This is a genomic window from Streptomyces sp. NPDC002580 (assembly GCF_042889485.1).
Taxonomy (GTDB): domain Bacteria; phylum Actinomycetota; class Actinomycetes; order Streptomycetales; family Streptomycetaceae; genus Streptomyces.
Map to the genome: position 1 here is coordinate 69,441 of NZ_JBIAQZ010000005.1, position 16,421 is coordinate 85,861.

General features: G+C 73.2%; 14 protein-coding genes and 1 pseudogene. 8 read left to right on the plus strand and 7 right to left on the minus strand.

Annotation, left to right across the window (positions count from 1 at the left end; all coding sequences use genetic code 11):
• Positions 1–42: 42 nt before the first annotated feature.
• From ACFYW7_RS17080 to hutU, 3 genes are read right to left on the minus strand one after another with little or no spacing between them, the layout of a single operon-like run.
• Positions 43–1,395: a formimidoylglutamate deiminase gene (locus ACFYW7_RS17080; protein WP_389502862.1), complete on the minus strand. Its 1,353-nt coding sequence runs from the start codon at positions 1,393–1,395 to the stop codon at positions 43–45.
• Positions 1,392–2,615 carry an allantoate amidohydrolase gene (locus ACFYW7_RS17085; RefSeq protein WP_389502864.1) on the minus strand — a complete coding sequence of 408 codons (1,224 nt, stop codon included), beginning with the start codon at positions 2,613–2,615 and terminating at the stop codon, positions 1,392–1,394. Before ACFYW7_RS17085 ends, ACFYW7_RS17080 begins: the two co-directional genes overlap by 4 nt.
• A complete protein-coding gene (gene hutU / locus ACFYW7_RS17090) occupies positions 2,612–4,285 on the minus strand; it encodes a urocanate hydratase (RefSeq protein WP_389502866.1) in 1,674 nt (557 codons plus the stop codon). The genes ACFYW7_RS17085 and hutU overlap by 4 nt, the downstream gene beginning before the upstream one ends.
• Before the next feature lie 421 nt (positions 4,286–4,706).
• Between hutU and ACFYW7_RS17095 the strand changes: the two genes are divergently transcribed.
• The 5 genes from ACFYW7_RS17095 (at position 4,707) to ACFYW7_RS17115 (ending at position 8,630) form a co-directional block, all read left to right on the plus strand.
• On the plus strand, positions 4,707–6,104 hold the full coding sequence (locus ACFYW7_RS17095) for a diaminopimelate decarboxylase (protein WP_389503708.1): 1,398 nt from the start codon (positions 4,707–4,709) through the stop codon (positions 6,102–6,104).
• Positions 6,105–6,437: 333 nt separating this feature from the next.
• Positions 6,438–6,845 carry a hypothetical protein gene (locus ACFYW7_RS17100; protein WP_389502868.1) on the plus strand — a complete coding sequence of 136 codons (408 nt, stop codon included), beginning with the start codon at positions 6,438–6,440 and terminating at the stop codon, positions 6,843–6,845.
• Complete coding sequence (locus ACFYW7_RS17105) at positions 6,842–7,657, plus strand: transcriptional regulator (protein ID WP_389502870.1); 816 nt, start codon at positions 6,842–6,844, stop codon at positions 7,655–7,657. Before ACFYW7_RS17100 ends, ACFYW7_RS17105 begins: the two co-directional genes overlap by 4 nt.
• 65 nt (positions 7,658–7,722) lie before the next feature.
• Positions 7,723–8,241, plus strand: coding sequence for a roadblock/LC7 domain-containing protein (locus tag ACFYW7_RS17110; RefSeq protein ID WP_389502873.1), 519 nt, complete (start codon positions 7,723–7,725; stop codon positions 8,239–8,241).
• Between the two features lie 14 nt (positions 8,242–8,255).
• On the plus strand, positions 8,256–8,630 hold the full coding sequence (locus tag ACFYW7_RS17115; protein ID WP_389502876.1) for a hypothetical protein: 375 nt from the start codon (positions 8,256–8,258) through the stop codon (positions 8,628–8,630).
• 30 nt (positions 8,631–8,660) lie between these two features.
• On the opposite strand, the gene ACFYW7_RS17120 is transcribed toward ACFYW7_RS17115, so the two are convergent.
• The 3 genes and pseudogenes from ACFYW7_RS17120 to ACFYW7_RS17130 form a co-directional block, all read right to left on the minus strand.
• The gene (locus ACFYW7_RS17120; RefSeq protein ID WP_389502878.1) at positions 8,661–9,230 is read right to left on the minus strand and encodes a hypothetical protein; all 570 of its coding nucleotides are present in this window, start codon (positions 9,228–9,230) and stop codon (positions 8,661–8,663) included.
• A 136-nt stretch (positions 9,231–9,366) separates the two neighbouring features.
• Positions 9,367–10,368, minus strand: a complete 1,002-nt coding sequence (locus ACFYW7_RS17125) for a MurR/RpiR family transcriptional regulator (RefSeq protein WP_389502880.1) — start codon at positions 10,366–10,368, stop codon at positions 9,367–9,369.
• A pseudogene (locus tag ACFYW7_RS17130) lies at positions 10,365–10,841 on the minus strand (aromatic amino acid lyase); the annotation flags it as partial. The pseudogene ACFYW7_RS17130 and the gene ACFYW7_RS17125, both read right to left, overlap by 4 nt.
• 239 nt (positions 10,842–11,080) lie before the next feature.
• On the opposite strand from ACFYW7_RS17130, the gene ACFYW7_RS17135 reads away from it, so the two are divergent.
• Positions 11,081–11,518: a hypothetical protein gene (locus ACFYW7_RS17135; RefSeq protein WP_389502882.1), complete on the plus strand. Its 438-nt coding sequence runs from the start codon at positions 11,081–11,083 to the stop codon at positions 11,516–11,518.
• 530 nt (positions 11,519–12,048) lie between these two features.
• On the opposite strand, the gene ACFYW7_RS17140 is transcribed toward ACFYW7_RS17135, so the two are convergent.
• The gene (locus tag ACFYW7_RS17140) at positions 12,049–13,443 is read right to left on the minus strand and encodes a cystathionine beta-synthase (protein ID WP_389502884.1); all 1,395 of its coding nucleotides are present in this window, start codon (positions 13,441–13,443) and stop codon (positions 12,049–12,051) included.
• A 144-nt stretch (positions 13,444–13,587) separates the two neighbouring features.
• Between ACFYW7_RS17140 and ACFYW7_RS17145 the strand changes: the two genes are divergently transcribed.
• Positions 13,588–14,706 carry an SGNH/GDSL hydrolase family protein gene (locus tag ACFYW7_RS17145; RefSeq protein ID WP_389502886.1) on the plus strand — a complete coding sequence of 373 codons (1,119 nt, stop codon included), beginning with the start codon at positions 13,588–13,590 and terminating at the stop codon, positions 14,704–14,706.
• Between the two features lie 349 nt (positions 14,707–15,055).
• The gene (locus ACFYW7_RS17150; RefSeq protein WP_389502888.1) at positions 15,056–16,276 is read left to right on the plus strand and encodes an acetyl-CoA C-acetyltransferase; all 1,221 of its coding nucleotides are present in this window, start codon (positions 15,056–15,058) and stop codon (positions 16,274–16,276) included.
• Positions 16,277–16,421 lie beyond the last annotated feature (145 nt).

Consider the following 16,421-nt stretch of genomic DNA (forward strand, 5'->3'; position numbering starts at 1 on the left):
TGGGGGGCGTCGGGCGCGCGGGCTCCCGCCCGTGTCCGGGTGTCAGGCGCGCAGGGCTTCGACGGCGTCCGCGAGAGCTGTCGGCACATCGGGTACGAGGGTGTGCGCGCCGTCGCGCACGACGTGCCGGCCCGCCACGACCGTGTGCCGGACGTCGGCGCCCGTGGCCGCGAATACGGCCGTCTCGGCGCCGAGGCGCGGCACCGGTCCCGCTGTTCTGACCGAGTCGAGGGCGATCGTCGTGAAGTCGGCGAGCGCGCCGGTCTCGATGCTGCCCGCGTCGTCCCAGCCGAGGGCCGCGTGGCCGTCGGCGGAGGCGGCTCGCAGCAGGGCGGCGGCCGTCCAGTGACCGCGGGTGCGGGTGCGCAGCCGCTCGTTCAGCTCCATCGCGCGGGCCTCCTCGAGGAGGTCGATGACGGCGTGGCTGTCGGAGCCGAGCGACAGGGCCGAGCCCGCGCGCTGGAGGGCGGCGGCGGGGCCGATGCCGTCGGCGAGGTCGCGTTCGGTGGTCGGGCACATGCAGGTGCCGGTGCCCGAGCCGCCGATCAGGGCGATGTCCTCGTCCGTGAGGTGCGTGTTGTGGACGCCGATGGTGCGCGGGCCGAGGACGCCGTGGTCGGCGAGCAGCCGGGTGGGCGTGCGGCCGTGGGCGGCCTGGCAGGCCTCGTTCTCCGCCGTCTGCTCGGACAGGTGCACATGGAGCGGGGCGCGCCGCTCCTCGGCCCAGCGCGCGACGGTGGCGAGCTGCCCCGCGGGCACGGCCCGTACGGAGTGGATCGCCGCGCCGATCCGTGCGTGATCCCGGTCCTTGAGAAGTGAGGAGCGTTCCGCCCAGGCCTCGGCGGTGCCGTCGGAGAAGCGCCGCTGGTGCGGGTTGGGCGGCTGTCCGAAGCCGGCGGAGAGGTAGGCCGTGTCGAGCAGGGTGATGCGGATGCCGGCCTCGGCGGCGGCGGCGATCAGCGCCTCGCCCATGGCGTTGGGGTCGGCGTAGCGGGTGCCGTCGTGGGCGTGGTGCACGTAGTGGAACTCGCCGACGGCGGTGACTCCGGCGAGTGCCATCTCGGCGTACACCGCGCGGGCGAGGGCGTGGTAGGTCTCCGGGGTCAGCCGGTCCGCGAAGGAGTACATGATCTCGCGCCAGGTCCAGAAGGTGCCGGAGCCGACCTGGACGGTGCCGCGCAGGGCGCGGTGGAAGGCGTGCGAGTGGGCGTTGGCGAGGCCCGGGAGGGTGAGCCCGCGGAGGATCTCGGCGCCCGGCGGCGGGGTGTCGACGCCCGTGCGGACCTCGGTGAGACGGCCGTCCGTCGCGGAGCCGTCGGTCGACACGGTCACGGCGACGCCCGGCTCGACGTGGGTGTCGAGCCAGGCGTGTTCCAGCCAGTACGTCTGCGTCACCTGCAGGCCAGCCCTTCGAGTACGTCGGCGAGTGCGGTCACCCCGGCCACGCAGTCGTCCTCGGCGGCGTACTCGGCCGGGGAGTGCGAGACACCCGTGGGGTTGCGTACGAACAGCATGGCGGTCGGGACGGTGCCGGAGAGGATTCCGGCGTCGTGTCCGGCGCCGGTCCCGAGGACGGGGACGTTCAACGCGGCGTCCCGGTCCTTGCCCAGGATGCGGGCGAGTTCGTCGCGCAGGGCGTGCTCGAACTCGACGACGGGGGTGAACGACTCGCGGACGACGTCGAGTTCGACGCCCTGTGCCTCGGCGTACTCGCGGGCCGCCTTCTCGACGCCGCCGACGACCGTGTCGAGGGTGGCCTGGTCGGCGGCGCGGGAGTCGAGCCAGCCGCGCACCAGGGAGGGGATGGCGTTCACGCCGTTCGGCTCGACGGCGATCTTGCCGAAGGTGGCGACGGCGCCCGCGAGCCTGGCCTCGCGGCGGGCGGCGAGGACGGTCTCGGCGTACGGCAGCATCGGGTCGTGGCGGTCCACGAGCCGGGTCGTGCCCGCGTGGTTGGCCTCGCCGCGGAAGTCGAAGCGCCAGCGGCCGTGCGGCCAGATGGCGCTGGCGATGCCGACCTGGTCGCCGCTGAGGTCGAGGGCGCGGCCCTGTTCGACGTGCAGCTCGACGAAGGCGCCGATCCGGCCGAGGCGTTCGGGGTCGGGGCCGATGGTCGCGGGGTCGTACCCGGCACGCTCCATGGCCTGCGGCAGGGTGACGCCGTCGGCGTCGGTGAGCCGGTGCGCGTGCTCGACGGTGAGCTGCCCGGCGGCCAGCCGGGAGCCGACGCAGGCGAGTCCGAACCGGGCGCCCTCCTCGTCGCCGAAGTTGACGATGGCGAGGGGCTTGGTGAACTCGGCTCCGCGGGCGCGGAGTTCGTCGAGCGCGGCGAAGGAGGCGACGACGCCGAGGGGGCCGTCGAAGGCTCCGCCGTCGGGCACGGAGTCCAGGTGCGACCCGGTGACCACGGCGTCCCCGGCGGCGGGGTCGCCGAGCCAGGCCCACTGGTTGCCGTTGCGGTCGAGCTCGTAGGTGAGCCCGCGGGACTCGGCCTGCTGCCGGAACCAGGCGCGGCAGTCGGTGTCGGCCCCGGTCCAGGCGAACCGGCGGTAGCCGCCGGAGGCGGAGCTGCGGCCGATCGGCAGCAGCTCCGCCCACATGCTGTGGAACGTCACGCGGCGCCGCCCTCGTCGCCCTCGCGCATCGGGATGCGCACACCGCGCTCGTCCGCGACGGACTCGGCGATGTCGTAGCCGGCGTCGACGTGGCGGATGACGCCCATGCCCGGGTCGTTCGTCAGGACGCGGCGGATCTTCTCGCCGGCGAGCCCGGTGCCGTCGGCGACGCAGACCTGGCCCGCGTGGATGGAGCGGCCCATGCCGACGCCGCCGCCGTGGTGGATGGAGACCCAGGAGGCGCCGGAGGCGACGTTCACCATGGCGTTCAGCAGCGGCCAGTCGGCGATCGCGTCGGAGCCGTCGAGCATGGCCTCGGTCTCGCGGTACGGGGAGGCGACGGAACCGCAGTCGAGGTGGTCACGGCCGATGGCCAGCGGGGCGGCGAGTTCGCCGGAGGCCACCATGTCGTTGAAGCGCTCACCGGCTTTGTCGCGCTCGCCGTAGCCGAGCCAGCAGATGCGGGCGGGCAGGCCCTGGAAGTGGACGCGCTCGCCGGCCAGCTTGATCCACCGGTGCAGCGACTCGTTCTCCGGGAAGAGGTCGAGGATCGCCTTGTCCGTCTTGTGGATGTCGGAGGCCTCGCCGGACAGGGCGGCCCAGCGGAAGGGGCCCTTGCCCTCGGAGAAGAGGGGGCGGATGTAGGCGGGGACGAAGCCGGGGAAGGCGAAGGCGCGGTCGTACCCGGCGAGCTGGGCCTCGCCGCGGATGGAGTTGCCGTAGTCGAAGACCTCGGCGCCGGCGTCCATGAAGCCGACCATGGCCTCGACGTGCTTGGCCATGGACTCGCGGGCGCGGGTGGTGAAGCCCGCCGGGTCCTTGGCGGCCGCGTCGGCCATGTCGTCGAAGTCGACGCCGACGGGGAGGTAGGCGAGCGGGTCGTGGGCCGAGGTCTGGTCGGTCACGATGTCGATGGGGGCGCCCTCGGCGAGCATGCGGGGCAGCAGCTCCGCCGCGTTGCCGAGCAGGCCGATGGAGAGCGGCTTGCGCTGGTCGCGGGCCTCGACGGCGAGCCGGAGGGCGTGCTCCAGGGAGTCGGCGCGCACGTCCAGGTAGCGGTGCTCGATGCGGCGCTCGATGGCGCGCGGGTCCACGTCGATGCAGATCGCGACGCCGTCGTTCATCGTCACGGCGAGCGGCTGGGCGCCGCCCATGCCGCCGAGACCGGCGGTCAGGGTGATGGTGCCGGCGAGGGTGCCGTTGAACTTCTTCGCGGCGACGGCGGAGAAGGTCTCGTAGGTGCCCTGGAGGATGCCCTGGGTGCCGATGTAGATCCAGGAACCGGCGGTCATCTGGCCGTACATGGTGAGGCCGAGCTGCTCCAGGCGCCGGAACTCCTCCCAGTTGGCCCAGTCGCCGACCAGGTTGGAGTTGGCGAGGAGGACGCGCGGGGCCCATTCGTGGGTCTGCATGACGCCGACGGGGCGGCCGGACTGGACGAGCATCGTCTCGTCCTGCTTGAGGGTCCGCAGCGTGCGGACCATCGCGTCGTAGGAGCGCCAGTCACGGGCGGCCTTGCCGGTGCCGCCGTAGACGACGAGCTTGTCGGGGTGCTCGGCCACCTCGGGGTCGAGGTTGTTCTGCAGCATCCGCAGGGCGGCTTCCTGCTGCCATCCCAGGGCGCTCAGTTCCGTACCGCGCGCTGCTCGGACGGGGCGGGGTCCTGACATGGTCTGCCTCCCAGTGAACTTGTTGCTACAGATATTCACATCCTGACTCTTTGAATAGAGCTAGTCAATAGGCGCACGGGTCCGCCCGCGCTCCACACCGGTGTTTGGCTGGGATGTATGGGTGCAGACATGGACAGGGCGGCAGATCAGCCGGACGGCGGGGCGAGGGGCCCGCGACGCCTCCGACAGGGGCTTCCGGCCCGCCCGGGGAGGGCTCGACGACTCGCGGGGGCGGGGCCACGCCCCACGGGGCGTTGACGTACGGGGCGACGGCGTACGGGCCAGGGCGTAGGGCGACAGGACGACGGGCGGGACCGGACGAGGGACCAGGGCAGGGACCGGAACTGTGGACGAAGGCGGGACGACGGTGAGCGGCGGCGGGACGACGGTGGACGGCGGCGGGACGACGAGCGGGGACCGGGTGACGGGCGGCGAGGGCCGGACGCCGGAGGGGGGCGGGGCGCCGGAGCGGGACGGGCCGGACCTCGACCGGGTCTCCCGGCGTGACGACGCCGTGCGGGCCGCCGTGGAGCAGGGCCTCCTCACGTCGGCCCACCCCATCGTCGCGCTCCTCGACGTCCCCGGCATCCGGGCCTCGGCCGCCGCGCTGCACGCCGCCTTCGACGCGGTGACCGCGCCCGGCACCCCCGTGCTGCACGCCTTCGCGGTGAAGGCCACGCCGCTGGTGCCCGTGCTGCGGCTGCTGCGCGAGCACGGCATCGGCGCGGAGGTGGCGAGTCCCGGCGAGTTCGCGCTCGCCCGGGCGGCCGGGATGCCGGCCTCCCGGACCGTGCTCGACTCGCCCGCCAAGACGCCCGCCGAACTGCGCGAGGCACTCGCACTGGGTGTCGCCGTCAACGCGGACAATCCGCAGGAGCTGGACCGCATCGACGCGACGGTGCGCTCGGCGGTCACCCGCTCACCCCTCGGCATCCGGGTGAACCCCCAGGTCGGCGGGGGTTCGATCGAGGCACTGTCCACGGCCACGGCGACCTCCAAGTTCGGGTTCGCGCTGCGGGACGAGGGGGCGCGCGAGTGGATCGTGCGGGCGTACGCCGACCGCCCGTGGCTGACCCGGCTGCACGCGCACTCGGGTTCGCAGGGCATGCCGCTCTCCCTCATGGCCCAGGGCGTGGCGGAGACGTACGCGCTGGCCGAGGAGATCAACCGGCACGTCGGCCGGCGGCAGGTCGACACGATCGACATCGGCGGCGGGCTGCCGGTCGACTTCGGCTCCGACGCGATCACCCCGACGTACGCGCAGTACGCGCGCCTGCTCGCCGAGGTGGTGCCCGGGCTGTTCGACGGGCGGTACGGGCTGGTCACCGAGTTCGGGCGGTCCCTGCTCGCCAAGCACGGGACGGTGCTGGCGCGGGTCGAGTACGCGAAGTCCGCCGGGGGCCGGGCGGTCGCGGTCACGCACGCCGGGGTGCAGGTGGCGGCCCGCACGGTGTACGCGCCCGGAGCCTGGCCGCTGCGGATCGCCGCGTACGACACGAAGGGGCGCCCCAAGGACGGCCCGGACGTCGTCCAGGACATCGCGGGTCCCGCCTGCTTCGCGGGCGACCTGCTCGCGAAGGGCCGCGCGCTGCCGCTGCTCGGACAGGGCGACCACGTGGCCGCGCTGGACACCGGCGCGTACGGGTTCGCCCACCACTACGGGTACAACTCCCTCGCCCGCCCCGGCGTCTACGGCTTCGCCCCGGCCGGTGACGGCGCGAACGGCGTGCGCTTCGCCGTCGTGCGGGAGCCGCAGACCCTGGACGAGATCGTCGCGGAGTCGGGCGGCGCGCACGGGCCGTCACTCACGGCGCTCTGACCACCGCCCGCTCCGACGATCGTCCGCGACCGGCACGGCCCCGCTCCGGGGGCGGAACGAGGACGGCGACGGAGCGGGCACCTACCGGAAGGGGGGGGGCGCACCCGGCGCCACGAGCGCCCCCGGTGCACTCACGAGCGCCCCTGTGGCACGCCCCGGGGCAGCACGAACCGGCCACCGGCGGATTCCGTACGCCAGAGAATGTGGTCAGTTGACCCACCTTAGTCATCACGGGCATGTTCCACAGGAAAATGCCCGATGACTCCCTTCCCGTGCGCACAGTGCGTAACTTCTGCGTCACTAGGCCGAACCCTTGGCGGGAGGGGAGACACGGTGCCCGGAATCGACGAGTGCCTGCTGGAAGCCATGACACTGCCCGGTGCTCGGGGTGCCTCGGTGGTCGACTGGACCAGCGGCCTGGCCCTGGGCACGGTGGGCGACGCGCCGGGCGGCGACCACGAGACGACCGCGGCGGAGGCCGCCGAACTGGCCCGGCTCGCCGCGGAGAACCGCTCGTTCGCCCCGAAGGACGGCTCCGACTGGTCCGAGTGGTCGGACCAGGAGACCCCGATCGAGGACGTGATCATCAGCAACCGCGACAGCTATCACGTCCTGCGGTTCGTCCGGACCACGTTCGACAGCAGCGTGTTCCTGCACCTGTGGCTGGGCCGCTCGGACGGCAACCTCGCCCTGGCACGCATCCGGCTCGGCGAGATGGCCGGACGGCTGGTGCTCGTATGACGACGGTCAGAACACCCCCGCCCCCGCCCCCGCTGCCCGTGCGCGACCGGGAGCCGAGTACCGCCGCCGGCGTCTCGCCGATGCTCAACCGGCTGGCCGCCGAGCGGGCCACCGGCGTCCTCATCCGCGAACGCGGCACCCTCTACCTCGCCGACGGCGAGGTGGTGCACGCCGAGAGCCCGGCCACACCCGGCCTCGACGTCCTGTTCTCCGTCCCCGGGGTGCTGGACGCCGAGGTGTGGAAGGAGGCCGTCGCGAAGGCCGGAGCCCGCCGCCAGGTCGGCCGGTTCCTGATCGACAGCGGGCGGATCGCGGAGGGCGCGCTGGAACTGTGCCACCTCGGCTCGCTGTACGACGCGGCGTACTTCGTGCTGGGACCGAGCAGCACCCCGAGCCGCTTCCGGTACGGCGCCGCGCACTGGTTCGGCCCGCTGCGTCCCGTCACCGTGGCCGCGCTGGAACGCGAGACGGTCCGCCGCCGCGAACTGCTGCACCGCATATGGCCCGACCCCGCGACCGACACCGCACCGATCCGGCGTGCCGCGCTCACCGCGGGGCCGGCGGTGCCCCAGCGCCAGGAGGCCGTCCTCGGGCGGGTGGACGGCGTCCGCACGGCGGCGGACGTGTCCCTCGCGCTGGGCCGGCCCGCCTTCCACACGCTCGTCGACCTGCGCCGACTCGCCGCCGCCGGGCTCGTCACGGCCGCGCCCCCGGCGCAGCCGCCTCCCACGCCCAGCGTGCTCACCCAGACCTCCGCCGATCCCGACGTCGCGTTGCTGCGACGACTCAGAGACGCGCTGGAGGCCTTGTGAGTCCCAACCCCGCGGGAGGCCTTGTGATCCGCGCGCTACGACAGCGTGCCGAGAGGAGACTGCTCATGGCGGCGGAGGCCGAAGTCCTGGACGAACTCCATCGGCTCCGGGCCCGGGTACCCCAGCTGACCGGAGCCCTCGCAGCCAGCGCCGACGGTCTCGTCCTCGCGCACGACACGCCCGGAGTGGAGCCGGACGGCCTGGCCGCGCTCACCGCGGCCGCGCTGGGGGTCGCCATCCGGATGACCGAGGCCACCGGGCACGGCGACCTGCGCGAACTGTTGGTGCGCGGCGTGCACGGCTATGTCGCGACGTACGCCGCGGGCGGCTCCGCCGTACTGACACTGCTCGCCCAGGACCGGGTCAACGTCGGCCGGCTGCACCTGGAGGGCCGGCGCTCCGGCACCCGGATCGGCGAACTCGTCGACGCCGCCACGGCTCGCGGCGAACCGGCCGCCGAACCGGCCAAAGCCTCGGCCAAGACCTCCGCCAAGGCCCCGCTGCGCACGCGCACCCCTCGGGGCACCACCCCGCGATCCACATCCACCCCTGCCACCAACAACCCGAGAACATCAGAGAGTTGAAGGAGAACCCCATCATGGCGAACACCGAGACCGCCCTCAAAGAGGCTCTGGCGTCCATCGAGGGCGCGACCGGAGCCGCGCTCGTCGACTACACGAGCGGAATGGCGCTGGGCACCATCGGCGGCAGCAAGAGCTTCGACCTCACGGTCGCGGCCGCCGGCAACACCGACGTCGTCCGGGCGAAACTGCGCACAATGGAACACCTGGGCCTGAAGGGCGACATCGAGGACATCCTGATCACGCTCTCCGACCAGTACCACCTGATCCGGCTGATGAAGGGGCGCGGCGGAAACGGCCTCTTCCTGTACCTGGTGCTCGACCAGAAGCGCGCCAACCTGGCAATGGCAAGGCACCAGTTGAAGCGGATCGAGGCTGACCTGGAGATCTAGTTCCCCGCACCGGGTCCGGACCCGTTCCGCTCAGCGACGCCGTGCCCCGCCGGGCGCGGCGTCGCCCGCGGCCACTCCGGTGGACCGGACGGCCCGGACCGGCTTGCCCACCGGGGCACCGGCACGCGGGCCGAGCCAGTCGACCCGCACCCAGATCAGCGCCCGCTCGGCACGCTCCAGACGCCCGAGCCGGCCGGCCTTCAGCCACAGTCCGACACCCGCGCCGGCGAGCAGCATGCCGCCCGCGGCGGGTACCGCGAACGAACTGCCCAGCGCCGCCGCGAAGGCGAGCAGGATCCACCAGCGATGGCCCCGGCGCCAGTTGCGAAGCGTCACGGCACGGTCCTGGAGCACGTCGTGCTTGCCGGCCCGGGCGGCCGAACGGACCAGGGCGTCGTACCGCTTCCTGCGCCAGTACGCCACCGCGGCCGCCGTGACGAGAAACAGCGCGGCCCCCGCCAGGACGCCGATCCTGCGTCCGGTCAGTCCGGGTATCAGCACCCCGACTCCGGCCGCCAGTACCCCGCACCACCACAGTGGTGCGGCTCCGGCCCGCACCACGACCGCCATCCGGGCCAGGCCCTGTCCTCCGCGCGCCACGATCCGCCTCCCGTCTCCACGCCTTCGCGTCCACGGGCCCGTCGCCGACCGCCGCCGCGCCCGTGTCTCCTTGGGCGGGCAGGGTAGCCACGGAAGGTGAGACAAATCTGAGAAACGGCGGGATTGCCGCCCGCGGCTATTCCACGAACAGTCCCCGCACCGCGGCGCGCGCGTCGAACTGCTCCAGCCGTGCCTGCGCGTCCGGCAGGTCGTCGCACATGGCCTCCAGCAGCACGCGGCCCAGCAGCATCGGCGCGCAGGCCGTGTCGAAGGCGAGACCGGTGCCGACGGCGGCGGGCAGCAGGAGGTCGGAGACCTTCGCCACCGGCGCGAACGCGGAGTCCGCGACCGTGACGACGGTCAGCCCGGCCGCCTTCGCGTGGCCGAGGGCGTCGACGACCTCGCGCGGGTGCCGGGGCAGCGCGAAGCAGAGCAGGGCCGTGGCCCCGGCCCGGACGGCCGCGTCGATGCGGTCCTGGAGCATCGTGCCGCCCTCGTGCAGCAGCCGTACGTCGGGGTGGACCTTGGCGGCGAAGTAGGCGAAGCCGTAGGCCTGGGAGGCGGCGGCGCGCAGCCCGAGGACGGGCAGCGGCCGGGACGCGGCCAGCAGCCGCCCGGCCCTGGCGACCGGGCGCGGGTCGGCGAGCACCGCGGCGAGGTGGCGCAGGTTCTCGATCTCGGCCTCGACGGCCTGCTGGTACTCGTTGTAGGAGGCGGTGTCGGCGGCCGGTTCGGTGGGCGCGACCTCGCGCAGGTGCTTGCGCAGCGCCGGGTAGCCGTCGAAGCCGAGGGCGACCGCGAAGCGGGTGACGGAGGGCTGGCTGACTCCGGCGAGTTCGGCGAGTTCGACACTGGAGAGGAACGGCACGTCGGCGGCGCGGCGCACCATGCTGTGCGCGATGCGCCGCTGGGTCGGTGTGAGCCGGCGGCCCTCGAAGAGCGCCTGGAGGCGCCCGGCGGGGCTGTCGCCGACCGTCGCCTCGCCCGCGTCGCCGTCCACGCCGCCGCCCCCGTTCCCGTTCCCGTTCCCGTTCCCGTCGTCCGCGAAGTCCCCGTCCCCGTCGGCGGGCCCGGTTCCGTTCTCGTTCCTGCCCACGTCCGCGCTCCCGCCCCCGTCGCCGTCCCTGACCACGCTCATGCCGTGCTCCCCCTCCAGATGTCCGCGAACCGGTCGAGCAGCGCGGCGGCCGCCGTCACGTCGTCCGTGAGCGGCCGGTCGGCCTGCTCCGCGTCGAGCACCGCCCCGGCCGGTTCCATCGCCCGCCCGGTCGGCGGCCCCGGGTCGGGCCGCAGGTCGCGCCGGCGCAGTGCGCGTACCGCGGCGGCCGGCTCACAGCCGACGACGAGACGGAACGCGCCGCACGCGCGCAGCGTCTGGCGTGCGGCGAGCGAGGCGAAGCCCGCCTGTTCCTCGACGCCCCGGGAGAGTACAGCGTGGCCGAGCGAGGCGGGTGCGGAGAAGGCCCGCAGGTCACCGAGCGCGGCACCGGCGGCGTACTCCAGGATCATCACGCCGGAGGCCGCCGGCTCGTGGTCGGCGAGGAAGGGCCGCAGCCGGGTGCAGGCGGGTTCGCCGAGGGGGGAGAGGCGGGAGGTGGACAGGCGCGCCACCCCGACGACCCGTGACGACTCCACGCGCGCACCCTTCTCCGTCCGGACCCGGCGTTCCGCCCGGTGGCCGCGGGCCCCGAGCGGCCCCCACCGGTCATCACCAATCTATTCAGGTACCGAGAACTCTGCATGACGGTATGCAGACCGGGCAAGGGCCGCTTCCCCGGGATCGGGTCCGACCGCGAAATGGGGGGCTATCCCCAGTGTCGCGGGGGCTTTCGCTGCCTAACGTGAAAGGCATGACCGGTATGGAAGCCCGCCAAGGCGACACCGAACTGAAGAAGGAACTCGACGCCACCCTGCAGGCGCGCAGGGAGCTCGGCGACGAGTACGAGTCCGCGCTGGTCGACTCGTTCCTGGAGAAGGTGGAGCAGCGCCTCGACGGCGCGGTCGACCGCCGGGTGCGGCGACAGCTCGCCGAGCAGCAGATGGTGGTGGCGCGCGGCGCGCGTTCGCCCCAGTCGTCCGACTCCTGGGGCGAACGCTTCGGGTTCGGGATCGTCTCGCTCGTCCTCGCGATCCCGCTGTCCGCGATCGGCGGCGGGGTCGGGCACCTGCCCGGTCTGCTCGTCGCCTGGGGCGGCATCGTCGGGGTGAACGTGGTCCAGGCCGCGCGCCTCTCCCCGAACTTCTTCGGCCGCCGCGGGAAGCGCTCCGAGTCGGACTGGGACCAGTAGGCGGGCAGCCGGGCGAGCGGGCTCCGGGGGCCGTACACGAGAGGGCCCGGTGCCCGAGTCCGAGACTCGGGCACCGGGCCCTTCGACGTATTGCGCGGGGACCGCCGCACCCCCGAAACCGGGGGGCGGGACGACGGCGGTCCCCGCGAGGGACACGGGCCGGGTCAGGACCGGGCTTGCGCGTCCTAGGCGTCCATGGAGATCCGGGAGCCGCTCCGAAGATCCTTGGCGCCGTTTTGGCGTCGGCCGGGGCGGGGAGCCGCTCCCGCCCTGCCGACACCCACCAATGTGCCGGACCCGTGTTAAGCGGGTGCTGCGCGGACGTGACGCGCTCGTACCACTTCCGCGAAGTTCACCTCGGCCGGAGCGGGAAGATCCCCCACGCATCCGACACTTCGAACATATTCCCGCCGAGGGCGCGGACGACCGCACGTTGTGCGCCCGCCGCCGCCCCCGACCGTCACCCGTGCGCCCCCGGGTGCCGCGGGCCGTCCGCCCCGTGACGCGCCCGCGCCCCGGTCACGCCGTCCTCACGCCCTGGTGCCGCCCTTGGCCAGGAAGGACAGCAGGTCCTGCCGGCTGACGACACCGGTGGGCTTGCCCTCGACGAGCACGATCGCGGCGTCGGCGCCACCGAGCACCGACATCAGGTCGCCGACCGGCTCGCCGGAACCGACCTGCGGCAGCGGCGACGACATGTGCTTCTCCAGCGGGTCGTCCAGGGAGGCCCGCTTGGTGAACAGCGCGTCCAGGAGCTCGCGCTCCACGACCGAGCCGATGACCTCGGCGGCCATCACGTCCGGGTGGCCGGCGCCCGGCTTGACGATGGGCATCTGCGAGACGCCGTACTCGCGCAGCACCTCGATGGCCTCGCCGACGGTCTCCTCCGGGTGCATGTGGACGAGCTCCGGGATGGAGCCGCCCGCCTTGTCGTTCAGCACGTCGGCGACCCGGGCGCTCGGGCCGGTGTCCTCCAGGAAGCCGTAGTCGGCCATCCACTCGTCGTTGAAGATCTTGCTGAGGTAGCCGCGCCCGCTGTCGGGGAGCAGCACGACGACGACGTCGTCGGGGCCGAGGCGCTCGGCGACCCGCAGCGCGGCGACCACGGCCATGCCGCAGGAGCCGCCGACGAGCAGCCCCTCCTCCTTGGCCAGTCGGCGGGTCATCTGGAAGGAGTCCTTGTCGGACACGGCGACGATCTCGTCCGCGACCGTACGGTCGTACGCGGTCGGCCAGAAGTCCTCACCGACGCCCTCGACGAGGTACGGACGGCCCGAGCCGCCGGAGTACACGGACCCCTCCGGGTCGGCGCCGACGACCTGCACCTTGCCGTCGCTGGCGTCCTTCAGATACCGGCCGGTGCCGGAGATCGTGCCGCCGGTGCCCACCCCCGCGACGAAGTGGGTGATCTTCCCCTCCGTCTGCTCCCACAGCTCGGGGCCGGTCGAGTGATAGTGCGAGAGGGGGTTGTTCGGGTTGGAGTACTGGTCGGGCTTCCAGGCTCCCGGGGTGTCCCGCACCAGCCGGTCGGAGACGTTGTAGTACGAGTCCGGGTGCTCCGGGTCGACGGCGGTCGGGCAGACCACGACCTCGGCCCCGTACGCGCGCATCACGTTGATCTTGTCGGTGGAGACCTTGTCGGGGCACACGAAGATGCAGTGGTACCCCTTCTGCTGCGCCACGATGGCGAGCCCCACACCGGTGTTCCCACTGGTCGGCTCGACGATCGTGCCGCCGGGCTTGAGCGCGCCGCTCTCCTCCGCGGCCTCGATCATGCGCATGGCAATGCGGTCCTTCACGGATCCGCCGGGATTGAAGTACTCGACCTTCGCCAGGACGGTCGCCTTGATGCCCGCGGTGACGTTGTTGAGCCTCACCAGCGGGGTGTTGCCGACGAGACTGATCATCGAGTCGTGAAATTGCACCGTTGTCTCCGGAGCTGCGTTTTCAACAGGAATGGTCTTGTCAGCCTACGGCCCTGCGCAGCCGTTCACGCGCCGTTGAGATTGGCCGACCCGCCCTTCGGGGCAAGCAGTGGTTGTACGGCTACAAGGAGGTGGCGGCGACGGATGTCGAGCTTGTCGAGGGCGAGAGTGGCCCGGCGGATCGCTGCGGGCGCGGCGTACGGCGGTGGCGGGGTCGGGCTGGTGGGCGCGGCGGCGGTGGGTCTGGTGCTGGCCGAGGTGCAGATGGTGAAGCGGCACGTGGGCAACGGACACGCCCCGTACGCCCCGCGCGCGGACGGTCTCTACGGGTACGACTACACCGGCGCCTCCCCTGACGAACCCCCGCTGCGCCTGACGATGCTCGGCGACTCCACGGCCGCGGGCCAAGGGGTGCGCCGGGCCCGCCAGACGCCGGGCGCACTGCTGGCCTCCGGGCTCGCGGCGGTGGCCGAGCGGCCGGTGGAGCTGTGCAACGTGGCACTGCCCGGCGCCCAGTCGGACGACCTGGACCGCCAGGTCGCCCTGACCCTGTCGGACACGGCCCGGCTGCCCGACATCTGCGTGATCATGGTCGGGGCGAACGACGTGACGCACCGGATGCCGCCGACGCGCTCCGTGCGCCATCTGTCCGCGGCGGTACGCCGGCTGCGCACCGCCGGTGCGGAGGTCGTCGTCGGCACCTGTCCCGACCTGGGGACCGTCGAGCAGGTCCAGCAGCCGCTGCGCTGGCTGGCCCGGCGCGCGTCCCGCCAACTGGCGGCCGCCCAGACGATCGGCACGGTCGAGCAGGGCGGCCGTACGGTGTCGCTGGGCGACCTGCTGGGGCCGGAGTTCGAGGCGAACCCCCGCGAGCTCTTCGGGCCCGACCACTACCACCCCTCCGCCGAGGGCTACGCGACGGCGGCCATGGCGCTGCTGCCCACGGTCTGCGCGTCGCTCGCCCTCTGGCCGGCCGAGGAGGAGCGGCCGGACGTCTCGCGTCACGAGGGGTTCCTGCCGGTCGCCCGGGCCGCCGCCGAGGCCGCGTCCGAGCCCGGCACGGAGGTCGTCGCCGCCATGCCCACCGGGCCCCGCGGTCCCTGGGCCCTCCTCAAGCGCCGCCGACGCCGCCGCCTCCCCGCCACCGACCCAGCCCCGTCTCCGTCGGCGACCCCGTCCCCGCCCCCCACGCCGGACTCACCGCCGGCCCCGACCCCGAACCCCTCCGGCCACGCCTTCCCGAGCACACCCGGACCCACCTGACCCCGACACAACCTCCCGCGCAGCTCCCCGCGCTCCTGGGTCCACGCGGCGTCGGGGCGCGGGCCGGGCTTCGCGGGGCGACCCTTGAGAGGCGGGGTGGAGGATTCAGCCCCTCCGGCGCTTGAGGAGCGGGGTCCGGGGCGGAGCCCCGGGGACGGCGGCCCCGGAGGGGAGCACCCCCTCCGGGGCCGCCCCGCACCGACCCCACCCCGAAAGGCGCCCCCGCCAGAAAAAAGCAAGCGCTTGGAAAGTGCGGCCCGTGTCACACACCGAGAACGGTGACCCCGCCGGTACGTACGGGTAACTTCCCAAGAGCCCCGCACACTTCTCGTACGCCACTGGAGCCGTGATGCCCGAAGCCGTGATCGTCTCAGCCACCCGCTCCCCGATCGGCCGCGCCTTCAAGGGCTCCCTGAAGGACGTGCGCCCCGACGACCTGACCGCCACGATCATCCAGGCCGCCCTCGCCAAGGTCCCCGAGCTGGACCCGAAGCTCATCGACGACCTGATGCTCGGCTGCGGCCTCCCCGGCGGCGAGCAGGGCCACAACCTCGGCCGCATCGTGGCCGTGCAGATGGGGATGGACCACCTCCCCGGCTGCACCATCACCCGTTACTGTTCCTCCTCCCTCCAGACCTCCCGCATGGCCCTGCACGCCATCAAGGCCGGCGAGGGCGACGTCTTCATCTCGGCGGGCGTCGAGATGGTGTCGCGGTCCGTCAAGGGCACCTCCGACGGCATGCCCGACACCCACAACCCCCTCTTCGCCGACGCCGAGGCCCGCACCCTCGAGGTCGCGCAGTCGGAGGGTTCGACCTGGCACGACCCGCGCGAGGACGGCCTGATCCCGGACGCGTACATCGCGATGGGCCAGACCGCCGAGAACCTGGCCCGCCTCAAGGGCGTCACCCGCCAGGACATGGACGAGTTCGGCGTGCGCTCGCAGAACCTCGCCGAGGAAGCCGTCAAGAACGGCTTCTGGGAGCGCGAGATCACCCCGATCACGACCCCCGACGGCACGGTCGTCAGCAAGGACGACGGGCCGCGCGCGGGCGTGACGCTGGAGGCCGTCCAGGGCCTCAAGCCGGTCTTCCGCCCCGACGGCATGATCACCGCGGCCAACTGCTGCCCGCTGAACGACGGCGCCGCCGCCCTCGTGATCATGTCCGACACGAAGGCCCGCGAGCTCGGCCTGACCCCGCTCGCCCGCATCGTCTCGACCGGCGTCACCGGCCTGTCCCCCGAGATCATGGGCCTCGGCCCGGTGGAGGCCAGTAAGCAGGCGCTCAGCCGCGCCGGCCTCACCGTCGACGACATCGACCTGTTCGAGATCAACGAGGCCTTCGCCGCCCAGGTGATCCCGAGCTACCGCGACCTGAACATCCCGCTGGACAAGCTGAACGTGAACGGCGGCGGCATCGCCGTCGGCCACCCGTTCGGCATGACCGGCGCCCGCATCACCGGCACGCTCATCAACAGCCTCCAGTTCCACGACAAGCAGTTCGGCCTGGAGACCATGTGCGTCGGCGGCGGCCAGGGCATGGCGATGGTCATCGAGCGCCTCAGCTGACGACGACATGACCCGCTCCCGTGACGGGAGTTGGACCCAGCGTGACCGAATCGGCCCAGAAGCCCGCGAACACCGGGCCTCTGGGCCGTTTTGTGACCCAATCCCATCCAAGATGTGACCTATGTCCCCCCGGAAGGGCATCCGC